This is a genomic window from Leclercia sp. LSNIH3, from assembly GCF_002935105.1.
Taxonomy (GTDB): domain Bacteria; phylum Pseudomonadota; class Gammaproteobacteria; order Enterobacterales; family Enterobacteriaceae; genus Enterobacter; species Enterobacter adecarboxylatus.
On record NZ_CP026387.1, the window covers coordinates 3,528,581 to 3,545,460 of the forward strand.

18 protein-coding genes and 1 pseudogene are annotated in these 16,880 nt (G+C 57.4%); 6 read left to right on the forward strand and 13 right to left on the reverse strand.

Going from position 1 to position 16,880, the window contains the following annotated elements:
* Positions 1-15: 15 nt before the first annotated feature.
* The 4 genes from C3F35_RS17175 to C3F35_RS17190 form a co-directional block, all read right to left on the reverse strand.
* Positions 16-888: a manganese catalase family protein gene (locus tag C3F35_RS17175; protein ID WP_032613381.1), complete on the reverse strand. Its 873-nt coding sequence runs from the start codon at positions 886-888 to the stop codon at positions 16-18.
* Positions 889-903: 15 nt separating this feature from the next.
* Complete coding sequence (locus tag C3F35_RS17180) at positions 904-1,410, reverse strand: ferritin-like domain-containing protein (RefSeq protein WP_103792497.1); 507 nt, start codon at positions 1,408-1,410, stop codon at positions 904-906.
* A 31-nt stretch (positions 1,411-1,441) separates the two neighbouring features.
* Entirely contained in the window at positions 1,442-1,936 is a 495-nt protein-coding gene (locus C3F35_RS17185; protein WP_103792496.1) for a YciE/YciF ferroxidase family protein, read from the reverse strand.
* A gap of 92 nt (positions 1,937-2,028) precedes the next feature.
* Positions 2,029-2,214, reverse strand: a complete 186-nt coding sequence (locus C3F35_RS17190) for a general stress protein (RefSeq protein WP_032613375.1) — start codon at positions 2,212-2,214, stop codon at positions 2,029-2,031.
* Positions 2,215-2,797: 583 nt separating this feature from the next.
* Between C3F35_RS17190 and C3F35_RS17195 the strand changes: the two genes are divergently transcribed.
* Complete coding sequence (locus tag C3F35_RS17195; protein WP_103792495.1) at positions 2,798-3,316, forward strand: hypothetical protein; 519 nt, start codon at positions 2,798-2,800, stop codon at positions 3,314-3,316.
* 199 nt (positions 3,317-3,515) lie between these two features.
* Here C3F35_RS17195 and C3F35_RS17200 read toward each other — a convergent pair.
* From C3F35_RS17200 to C3F35_RS17210, 3 genes and pseudogenes are all read right to left on the reverse strand, one after another.
* A pseudogene (locus C3F35_RS17200) lies at positions 3,516-3,739 on the reverse strand (PhzF family phenazine biosynthesis isomerase); the annotation flags it as partial.
* Positions 3,740-3,753: 14 nt separating this feature from the next.
* A complete protein-coding gene (locus tag C3F35_RS17205; protein WP_103792494.1) occupies positions 3,754-4,377 on the reverse strand; it encodes an NUDIX hydrolase in 624 nt (207 codons plus the stop codon).
* 208 nt (positions 4,378-4,585) lie between these two features.
* A complete protein-coding gene (locus tag C3F35_RS17210; protein WP_103792493.1) occupies positions 4,586-5,167 on the reverse strand; it encodes a nuclear transport factor 2 family protein in 582 nt (193 codons plus the stop codon).
* Positions 5,168-5,276: 109 nt separating this feature from the next.
* On the opposite strand from C3F35_RS17210, the gene C3F35_RS17215 reads away from it, so the two are divergent.
* Positions 5,277-6,152, forward strand: coding sequence for a LysR substrate-binding domain-containing protein (locus C3F35_RS17215; protein WP_103792492.1), 876 nt, complete (start codon positions 5,277-5,279; stop codon positions 6,150-6,152).
* 3 nt (positions 6,153-6,155) lie between these two features.
* Here C3F35_RS17215 and C3F35_RS17220 read toward each other — a convergent pair whose 3' ends face one another.
* The 3 genes from C3F35_RS17220 to C3F35_RS17230 form a co-directional block, all read right to left on the reverse strand.
* Positions 6,156-6,842 (reverse strand): RluA family pseudouridine synthase, encoded by a 687-nt coding sequence (locus C3F35_RS17220; protein WP_077227778.1) that lies wholly within the window; start codon positions 6,840-6,842, stop codon positions 6,156-6,158.
* A 121-nt stretch (positions 6,843-6,963) separates the two neighbouring features.
* Entirely contained in the window at positions 6,964-7,449 is a 486-nt protein-coding gene (locus C3F35_RS17225; RefSeq protein ID WP_059307350.1) for a DMT family transporter, read from the reverse strand.
* 9 nt (positions 7,450-7,458) lie between these two features.
* Positions 7,459-7,893, reverse strand: coding sequence for a DMT family transporter (locus tag C3F35_RS17230; RefSeq protein ID WP_103792491.1), 435 nt, complete (start codon positions 7,891-7,893; stop codon positions 7,459-7,461).
* 100 nt (positions 7,894-7,993) lie between these two features.
* On the opposite strand from C3F35_RS17230, the gene C3F35_RS17235 reads away from it, so the two are divergent.
* The 4 genes from C3F35_RS17235 to C3F35_RS17255 all read left to right on the forward strand — a co-directional run bounded on the left by C3F35_RS17235 (position 7,994) and on the right by C3F35_RS17255 (position 11,494).
* Positions 7,994-8,950 (forward strand): LysR family transcriptional regulator, encoded by a 957-nt coding sequence (locus C3F35_RS17235; RefSeq protein WP_103792490.1) that lies wholly within the window; start codon positions 7,994-7,996, stop codon positions 8,948-8,950.
* Between the two features lie 3 nt (positions 8,951-8,953).
* The gene (locus tag C3F35_RS17240; RefSeq protein WP_103792489.1) at positions 8,954-9,742 is read left to right on the forward strand and encodes a phosphotransferase family protein; all 789 of its coding nucleotides are present in this window, start codon (positions 8,954-8,956) and stop codon (positions 9,740-9,742) included.
* A gap of 21 nt (positions 9,743-9,763) precedes the next feature.
* A complete protein-coding gene (locus tag C3F35_RS17245; RefSeq protein ID WP_164529998.1) occupies positions 9,764-10,348 on the forward strand; it encodes a hypothetical protein in 585 nt (194 codons plus the stop codon).
* Positions 10,349-11,101: 753 nt separating this feature from the next.
* A complete protein-coding gene (locus C3F35_RS17255) occupies positions 11,102-11,494 on the forward strand; it encodes a hypothetical protein (protein WP_103792487.1) in 393 nt (130 codons plus the stop codon).
* A 578-nt stretch (positions 11,495-12,072) separates the two neighbouring features.
* On the opposite strand, the gene C3F35_RS17265 is transcribed toward C3F35_RS17255, so the two are convergent.
* The 3 genes from C3F35_RS17265 to C3F35_RS17275 are packed head-to-tail and all read right to left on the reverse strand — an operon-like array spanning position 12,073 to position 16,842.
* Positions 12,073-13,242 (reverse strand): HlyD family efflux transporter periplasmic adaptor subunit, encoded by a 1,170-nt coding sequence (locus C3F35_RS17265; protein ID WP_103792627.1) that lies wholly within the window; start codon positions 13,240-13,242, stop codon positions 12,073-12,075.
* Between the two features lie 10 nt (positions 13,243-13,252).
* The gene (locus tag C3F35_RS17270) at positions 13,253-15,445 is read right to left on the reverse strand and encodes a type I secretion system permease/ATPase (RefSeq protein ID WP_103792485.1); all 2,193 of its coding nucleotides are present in this window, start codon (positions 15,443-15,445) and stop codon (positions 13,253-13,255) included.
* On the reverse strand, positions 15,442-16,842 hold the full coding sequence (locus C3F35_RS17275; RefSeq protein WP_032613346.1) for a TolC family outer membrane protein: 1,401 nt from the start codon (positions 16,840-16,842) through the stop codon (positions 15,442-15,444). The genes C3F35_RS17270 and C3F35_RS17275 overlap by 4 nt, the downstream gene beginning before the upstream one ends.
* Positions 16,843-16,880: the final 38 nt, after the last annotated feature.

The following is a 16,880-nucleotide window of genomic DNA, read 5'->3' on the forward strand; positions in this document are numbered from 1 at the left end:
TTCTTCGGTGCAGGGTTACGGTTTTTCTTTACCGGCCCCCAGCTCAGCACCCGTCAATGGATTGGCATCCGGATCTGACTCAGTACGAGCCGCCATTGCTTTCAGCATAGCAGCCTGCTCTTTGGTGAGCTTAACCTGAGCCGTACCATCGCCACCGTCAACGGCGGGTTGCGGATCGGCAACGTACTCGAAGTTTTCGTCGCTGTTCCAGCTGCCGCGAAGATCATCACCTGCAGACATATTGTAGTAGGTGGTTGCATATTGTTCGATTGGCGGCAGTTTCCCCGGTGGGAAATTATTGCGAATCGACTGCAATGCTTTCTCAAACGACAACTGGTGCGCGGCTTCACGGGTCATCAGGAACGCGAGGGCATCTTTTACACCCACATCGTCAGTGACGTTAATCAGGCGTTCATAGATGATCTTGGCGCGCGCTTCGGCCGCGATATTGGAGCGCAGGTCGGCTGTGGCCTCACCAATGGTGTCAATATAGGCCGCAGTCCAGGGTACGCCCGCAGAGTTGGTCAGCGGTGGCCCACCCCCGTACAGCAGGGAGGTTATATGGCTATCGTTACCGTTGGCCGTCAGGGAGCGATACAGTTCCGCTTCACTTTCGGTGCCCTCGGCCAGTTCGCCTTTGGCACCTTTATTCAGCATACCGACCAGCGTACCGATGATTTCAAGGTGGCTCAGCTCTTCGGTAGCGATATCCATCAACATCTCTCTGCGCGCGGGATCATCGTCCCCCAGCCCCTGCGTGAAGTAACGGCAGGCGGCGGCCAGCTCACCCTGAGGGCCGCCAAACTGTTCGAGCAGCAGGTTCGCGAGGCCGGGATTCGGCTCGGCGACGCGAACGGTGTATTGCAACTGTTTTACGTGTCGAAACATAGGCTCACTCCTGGGTTATTTTTTTGCTTCCACGCCATCAGCATCTGAACGCAGGAGGAATTGCTCGGTGGTATCCGGGATATGCTGGATGAGCCAGTCGGCCATACGCTGTTCTTGCGCAAGGATAGACTCGATAGCAGGCACTGACGCCATGTCCCCGGCTTTTTTCGCCGCGGCCAGCAAGGAGGTATAACAGGCAATTTCAAACTGTTCGAAAACGTAGCCGCTAATAGAGCCTTTCACAATTTCGTCCGACGTGACCATGCCGCCGACAGACTGGCCGAACGCCATCATTTTGCTCATGGAGTCTTTCAACATCGAACGAGAAATATCGTTGCGATCAAGGATCTCTTCCAGCACAGTAATCTGCTGTTTGGTTTCAGTAATATGCTGTTCTATGCGGGCGCGAACATCAGGATAATTGTCGATGCGGCTCGCCATTGATTCGAGCATAGATTCAGCTTGCTTTTCCATGGCGTGAGCATCGCGTAGCCAGTCATGGTAGTGTTCTACGTGATTCATATTTTCTTCCTCGGGTTCGGTTAATTCAGGCTTACTTTTCTGCTTTCTGATTAATATTACCGACAGCCAGATCGGTCAGTTTAAGATCGGTGGATTTCTCTTCTTCCAGCGTCTCGGCTAATAATTTTACCGCCTGGGTGTAGCCTAATTGCTCTGCCAGGGTGGCGAGGGTGCCATAGCTGGCAATCTCATAGTGTTCGACTTTCTGCGCTGCCGCGATTAACGCCGCATCGCGCACTTCATTTTTTTCTGTGCTTTCAAGGACTTCATTGGCTTCTTCAATCAAGCCTTCCATTGCAACGCACTTCATTCTTTTCAGTTTAATATTGGGCGTTTTCTCCACGAGCTGATCGATACGCTCAATCTGGCCGTGGGTCTCTTCCAGGTGCGCTTTAAACGCAGCGCTCAGATCCGGGCTGGCAGCTTCGCGGGATAATTTCGCCAGAGCACGGGTAAGCTGTTTTTCTGCACTGTAAGTGTCCGATAGCAAGTGAATAAACACATCTTCTATACTTTTCATGTTCATATGTTTTTCTCCAGTGACATAAAAATTCTGCGAGCCCGCGGACCCGCAGATTACCGATTAAAGTGAATAACAGGCTTTAATAATGAGATGAATTAAGAGTTGTCGGATTTGCGTCCGCCACCATGGCTATGCTGACCACCCTTTTTACCTGCTTCAGATGCGCGCTGCGGGTCATTTTTGAAATTACCGCCGCTTTGCTGTCCACCTTTTTTACCTGCTTCAGAGGCCTTTTCACGGTCCTGTGAGAAATTACCTGAACCACCACGTTGCTCTGCCATATTATGTTTCCTCATTTACATCGTTTATGTCAGTAGATACGTTTTCATTCGTATCCGGTGTCGTTCAGAATTAAATTTAGTCACTATTTTTAAATCGTCAAACCGGAGTTTTTCCAATAATTTCCAGTACGCATGATGAGTTGGAGAAAATATCGGCTCGCTTGTTTTTATACTATTTCTCTACAAGGTTATGTTATCAAACGACCTTCCGGGAGGGCGGCTTTGCCTGTTTTTCTGTGTCTCGCTGAAGCGTGCGAGTCCAGGCGTGGCGGGGTTCTTTACGTATGTTTACAAAGGTGTTAACGGATCCATAGTGCATAAAAAATTAAAATACGTGGGATTAGTCTTAATTGATTTTTATATTATTCACATCTTATAAGGGCGACTAAAAAATAATCTAGCGAAGCGGGTGAGTATATTATGCATAGATTACAATGATTCATTGAAAAGGGTACTTCTAAAAGAGTAAGCGAAGGGCGAGATTAAATACCCTGATAAAGTATGATGGTGAAGCGGATGCCATAGGCAATACTGAGCCGGAGCGGTGACACGGTGTCATCCAGGTGCTGCAACGGTGAACCATATGATTGATTTCATTTCGGGTATCCTGATCCATACGCCTTTCTGGGTCTATCTCATCCTGCTGTTTCTCCTCAGCCGGGGCATCAAGGCGCGTAAGCCCGCCACGGTGACGCTGGAGAAGCTGGCCATCATCCCGGCTCTTTTTCTGATCTGGGATATCTACGATCTGCTGGTATTCCGCACGCTGACGCTGGCGACCGGCTCCCTGTGGCTGGTGGGGCTACTCAGCGGCGCGGCGATGGGCTATATCCTGATCAAACGCACGGCGATTGCGCGCGCCGCCGCGCCGCGCAGCCTCTATCGTGCAGCAGACTACTCCGCCCTGCCTTTTATGATGCTCGCCTTCGCGGTGAAGTACGTGCTGGGGGTGATGAGCGCCATCGCACCCGAGGTGCTGCAGCGCCCTGGGGTGAGTGCGTTCGTCATTATCACCGGCGGGCTGTTCGCCGGGGTGTTTGTCGGCAAGTTTGTGCGCTATGTGCGGGTGTATCTGGCACCCGAGGTGCAGCAGGTGGGGTGAGGGTGGCTCCCCTTTTCCTTAAGAGGAGAGGGGAGCCGTCTGTACAACGTTACAGGCTAATTGCGCCTTCCATCGTAATGACACAGTTACCGCCCACGCGAACAACGGTTTTGCCTGACGAGGCGTCATACTCCGTATAAAGAAAATATACCCGCCCCCTATCAACGTCCTGACCCATCTGAAGAGACTGTATCTAAGCATGGCCCGCGAACGGGATCTCACGCGAGGGGTAATGCGCACTCGCGCAGTATGGGCAGCAATCTCTGGCGGAAGGATAAAGGTGGTTTCACTGTAGCCAAACTCAACGGCAATCTACTGTATTTGCTCAGGACTCAGATCTTCTGCCTCTAAAACGACGGCGACAGGGTTGCCCATAAAGGGGTTATCCGTAAAAACATCCGCCGCGACATAGCGTCTTTCCATTGAATCAGCCTTACTTAGTCAAACCAGGTCGGGCGATCTGACGTGGCGATCGCCATGCTGACCTCCAGCTCTTCGGCAACAATCCTCGTCAGCGACAATTCTGGCAGTTCGTTGATGTCGAAAAATCCGAGGCTGGTGGTTTCGTGGTTGAGGGTCAGGCTGCCGCCGATCTCTTCGCACAGAAAAATGAGCTTATAAACATGCCATGGCAGGGGCGGATGACCATGAAGGTTGCGATCCCAGACGCCAAGCAGTTTGGTCGCTTTGACCTGCAACCCCGTCTCTTCGGCAACCTCGCGGCAGACGGCGCTGGAAGGGGTGTCGCCCACGTCTGCCCAGCCACCGGGTAAGCTCCATAAGCCGTCTGCGACTTCCCGAACCATCAGCAGTTTGCCGTCACGAAGAATAAAGGCCCGCACATCCGTTTTGGGTGTGGCGTACCCGGATTCGGACACATGATGGAGCGTCTCACGGTCAATATCGAAGCGCGAAGCCATAAGCTCCGTGGCGATTTGACGAAGCGTTTCATAACGTTCGGTATCAAACACATCTTTTGAAAAGGTTAACCCGGTCTGAGCAATGGCATTCAGTTTTTGATACAGGGCATTGATATCGTTATCTTTCAACTCTTCCGGCATTTTTCACCTCTGTTATTAAGACTGGAAATAGCACCCTAACAGGTAATCCAGGTTTATACCCTTCCTGGTACAAGCCGCCTGCGCGTGGGCTTGACTCGCTCACTCCCGTCACGCACTGAAGTCAGCGCCTGGGATTCACTGCATCGCCGCCTTCACACAACCCGAATGATGGAGGGTATAGAACACCGCGGATGCGGTCAGGGAACTGTCAGGCGGCCAGCCAGCTTTGAGCCGCGGCTTTCATGGTTGCCTCCAGCTCGCTACCGCGGGTAGCAAATACGCGTCCCAGTGGGAAGCCGCTCTGTTCCAGCAGATACGCCAGCGCAGCATATTCCCGTGGATACTTCGCCACGATGCGCTGGTCAACCTCTACCGGGCCCATCGGGAAGGTAAAGGTCCCCATGTCGTAAACGCTCTGACGACGGAACAGCCGCCATACGCCGTCTCGTTTTTCGGCCAGATCGTAAAAGCGGTTGTGGCATTCGCAGCCAATATTCAGCTTCACATTCTCCGCCATGATGATGGCGTTGGTTTCAAGGATCGCTTTATTCCCGACGGCATTGAAGGTTACTGCGGGCGTAGCGATAAGGTGCTTGGTGCGTAAATCCGATGCGCCCATGCGCATGGAACCCTCGACAAAGTCGCTTCCCAGCCCTTCAAACCAGGTGATCTCAATGGTGCCGTCCGGGTGGAACAGATCGCGTAGCTGTGCCCATTCGCTTAAATCCCGGTGCATCCAGCCATTCATCAGATCGTTGAGTTGCTGGCGGTCGGTAAGTTTATCGTGCATCGCTTTTTCTCCTGTGAGTTGACCTGATGTAGTGTGGTGCCAGAAAGCGATAAAATGAAATAGAGAAATATGACCGATCAATCAGTTTTAATTATCGATGAGGCTGGGCATGGAGTTACGTCATCTGCGGTATTTTTTAGCCGTCGCCGAAGAGGGCCACTTTGGCCGGGCTGCGGCGCGTCTTAACATCGTGCAGCCCGCCCTGAGCATGCAGATCAAGGCGCTGGAGGATGAGCTGGGCGGGGCGCTGTTTATCCGTACCAGTCGCAGGGTAGAGCTGACCGAAGCCGGGCTATTGCTGCAGGCTGAAGCCCGGCGGACGCTGGAGCAGGCCGAACATACCCGGCTAAGCGTGGAGCGCGCCCTGCGCGGAGAGACGGGCCGGGTCCGGGTGGGCTTTGCCGGGAACGCCATTTTTAGCGGCAAGCTGATCGCCGACCTGCGCCTGTTCCATCAACGTTATCCTGATGCTGAACTGCTGATCCACGAGGCCGGCCCGCAGGAGCAGGTCGAGGCCATTCTGGCCGGGCATCTGGACATCGGTTATACCCCCGCGCACAGCAACATCACGGCACCGGACATTGCGGTCAAGCGTATAGGTGACTGGAAGATCCATGTCGCGCTTTCGGACGATCATCCCCTTGCGCAGCAGACGGCCCTGACGGTCGACATGCTGGCCGGACAACCCCTGGTGCTCTATGAAGCGCACGACGTGCATGAGCATCTGTTTATCATGCTCACGCAAAAGCTGGGGGAGAAGTGTGATATCGCGTACCGCTCGGGCAGCACCCTGAGCACGTTAGCGATAGCAGCAACCGGGCTGGCGCTGGCCCTGGTTCCGGCCCCCCTTCAGCAGGTGGCTATTCCGGGCCTGGTGTATCGCCCGCTGAATGAGCCTGACTTAACCGCCAATCTGGTGTTAATCAGCCGACGCCAGCCAACCAGTGAAACGGTAAAAGCCTATCTTACGCTGGCGACCGGGTAGATTTCAGAACGGGCTGGCACTGCGAACAACCATCGGTTCCCCGCTAATGGGATGGACAAAATGCAGCTCGCTGGCGTGCAGCATCAGTCGCGGCGTCTTTTCGGTGCCGGGGGGCAGAAGCCCGCCGTACAGGTCGCAGCCCAGAATGGGGTGGCCCAACTGCTGGCAGTGAATACGCAGTTGGTGGGTGCGACCGGTCTCCGGGGTGAGGGCGACCCGCGTCACCGGCACGTTTTCATGATGATAAAAGCGCTCGATGACCCGATAGCGGGAGCGGGCGGGCTTGCCGCTGATGGCGCAAATCGACATCAGCGGGAACAGGGCCGGATCTTTGGCAATGGGGGCGTCTATCACCCCGTCGTCATCGGCCAGATGGCCGCAGAGCAGGGCGGTGTAGATTTTGCTGACGCTGCGCTGGCTGAACTGCTGGCAGAGAGCGGCATTGATCGCCTTGTTACGGGCAATCACCATCAGCCCGGAGGTGCCGAAATCCAGGCGATGCACCAGGGTGCAGCCGGGAAATGTCTGCACCAGCCGGTGATGCACGGAATCGAGGTTTTGCGGATTCTTGCCCGACAGGCTGAGCAGCCCGCTGGGCTTATTGATCAGCACCAGATGATCGTCCTGCCAGAGCGTCTCTATCGGGGTGTGGCACGGCGGGGCAATAAAGGTATCGATAATGGCAGACATCAGGCAGACCGGAGGAAAAAAGAGGAGGGGATGATACCCAATTTGCCGCGCGCTGGCGAATGGGCTTGCCGGGTGGCGCATGGCTTACCCGGCCTGCGAGGGAGGCAGGCCGGGCATGAGGTTAGTCGCGGACGGTTTCCGTTGCAGGTTCATCCGCCGTTTCAGGCGTTCTGCTGCTGGAGTAGATAAAGAACAGGGCGATCCCCAGGCAGAGGATGGCGCCGAGACGGCTCATCGAGAAGGGAATCGCCGCGTTGCCCAGCCAGCCAAAGTTGTCGATCAGCATGCTCATGGTCAGTTGCCCGAAAATCACCGCCACCGTGGCGACCGCCGTACCGATACGCTGCACGGCAAATACCATGATCACGATATAGGGCACCCCGAACATCGCGCCCAGCAGCTGCCATTTGGGCACATCCAGCAGGGTGACCGCCTGTTTCGGCTCAAAGAAGAAGATCAGCAGGGCGGTGATCAGCGCGCCGACGGAAAAGGTCAGAAAGGCACTTTTAAAGACCCCAACGCTGCTGCCCAGTTGGCCGTTAATGGCGGCCTGAATGCTCAGGGTCGCGCCCCCAATCACCGCCAGAATAATCATAATTAATGTCATAACGTTCTCTTACCCCCGTGCAACCAGCACCAGCGCGGCGATGATGAAGCCCAGCGCGATGATACGTTTACTGTCAATTTTGCGGTGCGGCGTTCCCAGCAGACCATAGTGGTCGATGATCAGGCTCTTAAAGACCTGCCCCGCCAGGATGCCAATCATGGTCATGGCGATGCCAATCGCGGGTGTGGCGATGGTCAGAATAATCACGTAGACCGGGCCGAGCACCCCACCCAGCAGTTGCCATGAGGGCTGGGTGAAAAACGACGGGCTGTTGCGCGGGCTGAAAAACAGCATCAGCAAAAACGTCAGGGCGGCACCGACGCCGAACACGCTGAACGTTGCCCACAGATCGCCCACTTCACCGCCGAGCGGCCCCAGCAATCCCGCCTCCACGGACAGCCCCATGCCGCCCGCAATAACGAATAAAATCAATATCAGTTGCATACCACGCCATCTCTCCATTGTTCAGGCCGGGAAGCGTACGCCTGAACATCCGTGAGAAAAATGCCATAATGCAATAAACACCTGTGCAGGAAATGCATCAATGTACGACGCGACAAACATCACGATTCGCTGGCTGCTGATCTTTACGGCGGTCTATGAAACCCAGAATTTTTCGGTGGTGGCACGTCGGGAGGGGATTTCGGCTTCGCAGGTTTCCCGCATCATTCATCAGCTTGAGGATGCGCTCGGCCAGCAGCTTTTCTACCGCAATACGCGGGCCATTATCCCGACTGAGAACGGGCATCTCTTTATTCGTTTTGCTCGACAGATGCTTGGCAATCTTGACGATGCGCGCCGGGAGCTGGATGAGCGCAAGCGGGAGCCGTCCGGCGTGGTGCGCATTAACGCCCCGGTCTTTTTTGGCCAGCGGCATATCGCCCCCGGCCTCCCCGGCCTGACGGAGCGTTATCCCCGCCTCAGCATTGAGCTGACGCTGACCGATGATTACATCGATCCCCATCGGGATGCCGCCGACGTGATCTTTCGCATTGGCGCGCTGACCGACTCCACGTTTCACGCCCGGGTATTGGGCCAGCAGTTTTATCATCTGGCCGCCTCCCCGGCTTATCTGCGTAAATACGGCGCGCCGGAAACGCCGGACGACATTGTGCAGCACAAATGCCTGATCTATCGCGGCTCGTCCGGTCCCAACCGCTGGCTGCTGCGTCGACCCGGCGAGGCGTGGACCCACTATCCCGTCTCTCCGCTGATGTCCTCCAATAATGCCGAAACCCTGCTTATCGCCGCGCTGGGCGGGATGGGGATAGTGCTGTTCCCGGACTGGCTGATTGGCGACAGGTTCCACAGCGGTGAGCTGGTGAAACTGCTGCCGGAATGGGAGACCTCCATCAATACCGAACCACTCAACATAGCGGCGGTCTACCCCCATACGCGCCACCCGCCGCTGAACGTGCGGGCGGTGATTGATTACTATGTTGAGACGTTTGGGTCGCCGCTTTACTGGCAATCAGCAGTGAATGAGCCATTAAAGGAATAAAGCATGTCTGAGCAGAATTTATCCAGAATGGGGACCGCGAAAGTCACGCTCATCCGCGATGAAGAGGGGCGTCAGGTTATTGAAAAATCCCCCGTCAGCGAGGTGGAGTTTGCGTTTTATCACGCCGCTGCGCTGCGGCTTGGTCTGGCGGGCGTTGCTTCTCCCGCACTGCTGTCCGCCGACGCCGCCCGGCGCAGGTTAAGGCTGGAATACATTCCGCACCCGGTGGATCAGGAGGCCGTGGCGGGCGACGAGGTGCTGTCGATGTTGGCCCGCCTGCATGCTTATCCGCCGGACCCGTCATGGACCCGTCATTCCCACGGCTGGTCAGCCGCTGCGCTTGAGGCATCCCTCGCGCTGTTGGCCCTGCCGGATCATGCAGCGCAGCAGATGCGCTGTTTTCATCAGCACAGCGAGGCGTTGTTTCGTCATCCGGGTCTGATATCCGGCGACAGTAATGCAGGTAACTGGGGAAGAAGAGACAACGGTGAGTGGGTGCTTTTTGACTGGGAGCGGTTTGGTACGGGAAGCCCGGCTATCGATCTGGCCCCCCTGATTAAAGGGATGGGCACCCCTCAGGCATTCAAGGCGATGGCCGAACGTTATCGCCTTATTGCCGGTTATTCCGACGGGCGTGACCTGACCAAAGAGATTGCCATTGCGAAGGCCTGGATCGTGACGGAGGTGGTTTTACTCCTGCATGCACGGCAGAAAAGCGATTATCCACGTTATCTCAGCTGGTATCGGGAACACCTTCCTGGCTGGTTAGCGAGCACCGTCAACCTTCTTTGAAACCCTGCGTGGAGAACCTCAATGCGTCAACTTTCTCTCCTTTTATGTTTGCTGTTACTCACCGGTTGCGTCGTCAACGCCCCGCAAAAAGCGCAATTTAATGCCGAATATCCGAACCGCCAGGATATTCGGCATCACGCGGTGTACCGCTTTATGACGAAACCGCTCAAGCCGGGCGGGGGTAAGGACTATGGCGCAAACGATCTGGCCGAAACCTTGCGTGCCAGAGCCGACAATGCGGCGATGGTGGAGCTGCGCTTTAACTATCCTGCCAGACGGTTGCAGGTGAAAACGCTGGATGCGCAAAACAGAACGCTGCGGGAGGTGACTTACGTGCTGCTGGATGAATCGGCGGCAAAACCGTCCGATAGTGATAGCCGCTACTTCTTCCTGACCAAAGAGGGAGTGCTATTAACGAAGTATAAAAATTGCACCCCGGATATGAGCGTCGGTTGCCGCTGGCATGACCGGATGCTGTTCATTACCCGTAACGGCGATATGGCGGTGCAGTTCGCCAGCGGAACGGCGGGCATGGCGTTTCTGGTGATCCCGTTTTATGGCTCAGAGAAGCATCTGACGATTTACCCGAAGGCTACGGGCGTTTAAGGCGTGTTGCGCGCGCTCCTGGTGCGTGTACGGTTCGGGGTGAGGGCATCAGGCCGCACTGAATCGCCGTGCGGCGGCGAACTCTCTTCGCACGTTCACGGGTGACGCGATTGACAGAGAAGTGCTGAACGTAAGGTGATCGGAACCGCCACCTGAGCCGCATGTTCCCCTCACCCCAACCCTCTCCCCATAGGGGAGAGGGGGCCGATCGTGCCAATCTGAATGCTCTTAACGCAATGAAATAGTCACAATATAATTAATCACTTACAGCGACTCACTGGTCCGGCTGAAAATCGCCGAAGCGTTTCCGGAAGGCCGGGGCGAGGCGCAGGGACGCGCCGAGAGGGCATAGCCTGCATGGATGCAGGCTGGTGCCCGACCCGAAAGCCTGGAGGAATAAGCTGAGGACAAAATTGCCGGGAGCAATTTTGAACAGCGCCTGCGCTGGCCCCGTAGGGGTGAGCCCCAGGGATGGGGCGAATAATCCGCGAAGCGGCGATTTTCTTTGCCGGGAGCCGGGATTGTGAAGGGGGCGGCGGCGAGCCCCCTTCGCACGTTCACGGGTGACACGATTGACAGAGAAGTGCTGAACGTAAGGTAAACGGAACCACCACCTCAGTCGCATGTTTCCCCTCTCCCTCAAGGGAGAGGGAGTCGATCGCGCAACGATCAAACTCATGCATTTCTCTTATTGAACTTAATTAGCCAGCTATAAAACTTTAACTACCTTCAGTCTCTTCCAGGGTTACGCTCATGTTTCTGTCATGGTGGTTAATCGTTCCTGTCGTGGTAGGGATCGCCATACTTTTCATTATGGTGTCCCGGCTCTCTAATGAGGTTGATAAGCTTGAAACCGCGTTACAAGAAAGCAGGGGACAGCTGAAATCCCTCGGTCAGCAGGCTGATGAGTTCAAGCTGGCGAATCTGCGCATGACGGAAAATGTGTTGCGGGTTAAGGCTTGCGCCCAAAGTCTGCAAAACAGCAACGGCGCTGAACAGGAAAGAGTGCTGTATGAAATGACCTGTGCCCTCAATCTGGCCACGAGTCATGTTATGAATCACCCTGATTTTATTGCGCCTCGTGCAGCGCCAGAGACCGCTTTCGCGCAGAAGGTTAACGAATCATTGCCGTTATTGTTTCGGTGAAATAGCGGTGTAGCATCGGTGCAGGCTGCTCCCCCTTACCCCAGCCTTCTCCCGGAAGGGATGAGGGATCCCCACAAAAGACCTGGCACGGTCGGCTCCCTCTCCTCTTTGGGGAGAGGGTTGGGGTGAGGGGAACATGCGGCTCAGGTGGCGGTTCCGTTCACCTCACGTTCTGCGCTTCTCTGTCAGCTGCGTCACCCGTGAACGTGCCAGGGGGGCTCGCCGCCTCCCCCCTGGCTACCCCGGCTCCCGGCAAAGAAAATCGCCGCTTCGCGGTACCCTCAGCTTATTCCTTCAGGCTTTCGGGTCGGGCACCAGCCTGCATCCATGCAGGCTATGCCCTCTCGGCGCGTCCCTGCGCCTCGCCCCGGCCTTCCGGAAACGCTTCGGCGATTTTCAGCCGGACAGGGGAGTCGCTGTAAGTCTTCTAAAATATTGTGATTATTTCATTGCTGTAAGGGCAATAAAATAATGGGGCTTCCTCAGCCCAGAAGGGAGAGGGAGTCGACCGTGCCAATATCAGAAGAAGGAGCCGATCGTGCCGATATCTCCTCTCCCTCCAGGGAGAGGAAGAAATTCTACCGCTCCCGCAGCGCCTCTTTCGCCCGGTTAAACGGCTTGATCATATAGTCCATCACCGATTTCTCGCCGGTCTTGATATCCACCGTGGCAATCATCCCCGGCACAATCGAGAAGTGTCTGCCCGCTTTGTTGACCAGGTAATCCTGGCTGGTGCGGATAAACACCCGGTAATAGAACACCTCCGGTTTGGCTTCATCCTGGATGGTGTCCGGCGAGATGGTCTCCACCACGCCGTCCAGCCCGCCGTAGATGGCGTAATCGTAAGCGGTGATCTTCACCAGCGCCTTCTGGCCGGGATGGATAAAGGCGATATCCCGGGGCGACAGGCGGGTTTCAATCAGCAGGTGATCGTCTACCGGCACAATCTCCATCATCTCGCCGTTCGGCGGGATAACGCCGCCGATGGTGGTGACCTTAATGTTCTTCACGATGCCGCGCACCGGGGAGGTCATCGTCAGACGAGTAACCGAGTCCTCACGCCCCTTCAGCACCGCAGAGAGCATATCCACTTCCGCGTTGGATTTGGATAACGCCTCCCGCGCCTGGACGTAATACTGCGAACGCAGGTCGGTCAGCTTCAGCTCCAGGTCGCTCTTCTGGCGCTGCAAGCGCAGGGCTTCGACGTGGCTGGCGGCACCGGTTTTCACCAGCCGCTGGGTGATCCCAAGCTCCGTGTTGACCAGTTCCAGCGCCTGGCGCAGCTCGCGCCGGGAGTCTTCCAGCTGCTCGCGGCGGGAGTTGTAGAGCCGGGTTTCAGCGGCGATCAGATCGGTCCATTTCGCCAGTTCAGGCGGGAATACCAGCGGCTGATCGTTCACCTCTGCATGCAGACGGGCGCTGGAGGCGAGCGACGCGCGGTAGCGGGCAGCGCTCTCACCCACGTTGGATTCAGAGCGGGTCGGGTCGAGACGAGCCAGCACCTGCCCGGCCTGCACCTGGTCCCCCTCGTGGACCTTGAGTTCTGCCAGGATCCCGCCGTCGAGCGACTGTAATACCTGCTCGCGGGAGCTGGGGATCACCTTCCCGGTGCCAGTGGAAACCTCATCCAGAATGCTGTACCACGCCCACACCCCGGCGACGACAAACAGCAGCAGGCTGATTAACACAATGCTTCTGGCCCCGGTATAACCGCTCTCGGAGCCGAGGGCGTTATCCAGGTCGTCCATCGCGGCGGCATCATGCTGATTGATTTTCATTTTTCCACTCCCGGCCATTCGCCTGCTGTTGCTGCTGCATCCGGCTGTTGCTCAGCGCCTGGGCTTTCGGCGCATCCATCACCAGCATTCCCTCTTTTAGCACCACCACGCGCTCCACCAGCTCCAGCATCGGCACGCGGTGGGTGGCGACGATCAGGGTGCGGTTGCCCAGCCACTGGCTCAGGCGCTGGATAAACTCGCGTTCGGTGTGCTCATCCAGCGAGGCGGTAGGTTCGTCCAGCAGGACGATGTTGGGATCGCGCAGGAACATACGCGCCAGCAAAATCGACTGGCGCTGGCCGCCGGATAGCCCGACACCGTTCTCCATAATCTGATGGTCCAGCCCTTTCGCCAGCTTCTGCACGAAGGCGGCCGCGCCGCACATCTCCAGCACGGCAAAAATCTCGTCGTCGGTGGCGCGCGGCATCCCGAGCGTAATGTTCTCCCGCAGGGTGCCGTAAAACAGCCGCGCGTTCTGGCTCATCAGGCCGACGTTGCGGCGCACGTCCGCCATGTCGAGATGGGGCAGGCTGAGGTTGTCGAGCCGCAGCTCGCCGCCCACCAGAACCATGCTGCCTACCATTGCCTGCAACAGGGTTGATTTGCCCGCGCCATTACGGCCCAGGATCGCCACGTGCTCGCCGGGTTTGATCTCCAGCCGGTTGATGCGCAGCGCCGGGTTCTGCACGTCGCCGCCGTAGGCAAACTGCGCCTGCTCGAACAGGTAGTGACCGCGCAGCACGTCCTGGCGGATCGGCGTCTCTTCGCGTTGGTTCTCGGTGGGGAGCTGCATAATGTTGTCCAGCCCCTCTTTCGCCGCTTTGACCTGCTGCCAGCGGGCCAGCACGCCGCACAGGGTGGCCATCGGCGCAATCATCCGCGAGGCCAGCATTGACGCCGCCACCACTGCACCGGTGGTCATTTCCCCTTCGATCACCATCGGGGCACCCACCACAATCACTGCGGTGTAGACCAGGCTCTGAATGGTCATCCCCCAGCTGATCAGGCCCTGGGTCAGCTCGCGGGTCTTCAGGCCGGACTCGGCGGTGATCTGAACGTAGCTATTCCACTGTTGCAGGAAGCGGTTCTCGGCCTGCATCAGCTTGATGTCCTCCAGCCCCTGCACGCTCTCCACCAGTACGGCGTTGCGCAGGGTGGATTCATGGGCTGCCTGCTTCGCCAGCGACGCCAGCTTTTTCTGCAGCAGCAGGCCCGGCAGCACCATCAGCACCGCCGCCACCGGGGCGATCCACGCCAGCTGAGGGGCGATGATGGCCAGCACGCCGACAAACAGGAAGAAGAAGGGCAGGTCAACGATGGTGGAGATGGTGGATGAGGTCACCATCTCGCGGATCTGCTCCAGCTCGCGCAACTGAGAGATAAAGCTGCCGGTGGAGCGGGGCACCGCGCTGTTGCGCAGTCGCAGGGCGTGGCCGAACACCCGGTCCGAGACGCGCAGGTCGGCCCGTTTCCCCAGCAGATCCATAATGTGGCTGCGGGCGAGACGCAGAATAAAGCCGAACAGGGTGGCAATCAGCACCCCGATGGTCAGCACGTACAGGGTGGGGTAGGACTGGGCGGGGATCACCCGGTCATAGACCTGCATCGAGAACAAAATCCCGGCCAGCGACAGCAGGTTGATGAACAGCGCCGCCAGCATCACATAGGTGTAGGGGCGCAGGTCGCGCATCACCAGCCGGTAGAGCCAGTCCGGGCGGTATTTTGAGATATAGGCATCCACGCGGCTGTCTTTTAACGCCGCCAGCGGACGCAGGGCCACCACCTGATGAATGGCGGGTAACATCTTCGCCAGCGAGATGCGGTTGGTCTGCGCCTTGCCGTCGAAGAAGCAGACGTCCAGCATATCTTCGCCGTCGAAGTGCTCGATCACGCCGATCTTGCCGTCATTAAGCTCGACCACCACCGGCAACCGCCAGCTGTTGATTGACTCCTGGCCGTTGTTCAGCAGCTTAAAAGAGAGCCCCGCCTCGCGGGCCAGCCCGGTCAGGGCCGGGGTTTTACTCTTTCCCTGTAGCCAGGGGGCGCCCGCCACCAGCGCCCCGGGGGAACAGGCCACCCGGTAGCGGGTGGCGACATAGCCAAACGCCTGCGCCCAGTGTTCCAGCGCCTCCTGCGTCAGCGGCTCCTCGTTAAGGATATCGTCTTGCTTCATGGCTGGATCTCCACTGACTGAATCGTGTGGTTTTCAAGGTCGAAGGCATTGCGCATCCGTCCGGTGTTATACAGGCAGTTGATCTGCAGCTGGTGCAGTTGTCCGGCGGTTTGCCACTGGGTAAAGCGGGCCTGGTAGACCTCCTGCTCGGCGTTCAGGACGTCCAGCAACGGGCGGGAGCCGAGATCCAGATACTGCTGCTGATAGAGTTCGCGGGTGCGCTGGCTGAGGGTCTCCTGGCGGGACTGGATCTGCAGAGTGCTCATCAGGCTCATCACCTGGCTGCGGGACTCCTGCAATTTTTGCCGCACGTCCAGCCGGGTGCGCTGCACGTTGGACTGCGCCGCCTCCACCGCATGGCTGGCGGCGTTACGCCGCGCGTTCAGGCCGCCGCCCTGGTAGATGGGCATCTCGACGTTAACCGACACGTTATACTGGGTTTTATCCAGCGTATCGTGGCCGGGATAGCGATTGTTAATGTAGTGGCGCACCTCCGGCTCCAGCGAAATGGTCGGGGTCATCTGGGCGTTGGCGTAGTCCAGATTAGCCTGCGCGACATTGGCCTGCGCCCAGGAGGAGAGCACCGCAGGCACCAGCCGGTCATCCGGCTCCTTAATGTCACAGCTGCGGGCCAGTTTCTCCGGGAAAGTGTTGCTGACCGCGTTGAGGTTGCTCCAGCCAAGATTGCTCATCAGCGTGGCGCGGGCGCTGTCGAGATTAGCCTGATACTGCATGAGCTGCGATCGTGCCCCTTCGATACGGGCGTCGGTCTGTACCACATCGGAGAGCGAGGTGGCCCCTTCGTCATTACGCTGGCGCGTCAGTTTGCCGATGCTGCCCAGCGCCTCAAGCTGCTCTTCGGCGGTATCCACCATCTGCTGCCACATCTGCACCTGCACCAGCGCGGTGGCGGTATCCCGGGCGATGGTATCAATGCTCAGCAGCACATTGGCCTGCTGTGCCACCACGCCCGCGTCTTCGGCGCGCACCTGGCTGGCAACCTTGCCAAAGTCATAGAGCATCTGGGAGAGGGAGAGCACCACGGAAGGGGTAAAACCGGTATCGCTGGAGTTGTTACTGTAGCCGTTGTTAATACCGGCGCTGATCTGCGGGTAGTACTTCGATTTGGCAACATCTACCTGCTGTATCTGTTCGTAGAGTTTGCCCACCGCTTCGCGAATGGTGGGGTGCCAGTTAACGGCACGTGTCACCGCATCGCCCAGGGTTAAGGTGCCGGGCGCGGCCTGGCTTGTCGGCAACGCAACCCGTCCATTCAAAGAGGGCAACTCCTGATTTTCATTTAATTGCCCAAAACTAATGACCGCAGGGGAGTCGGCGGCCAGGACCTGCCCGGACAACAGGCAGCACCCCAGCCACCAGCAAGGTACTTTGTTCATGGCATTATCCCTAAAAAACTGAACAACTTTATAATGTT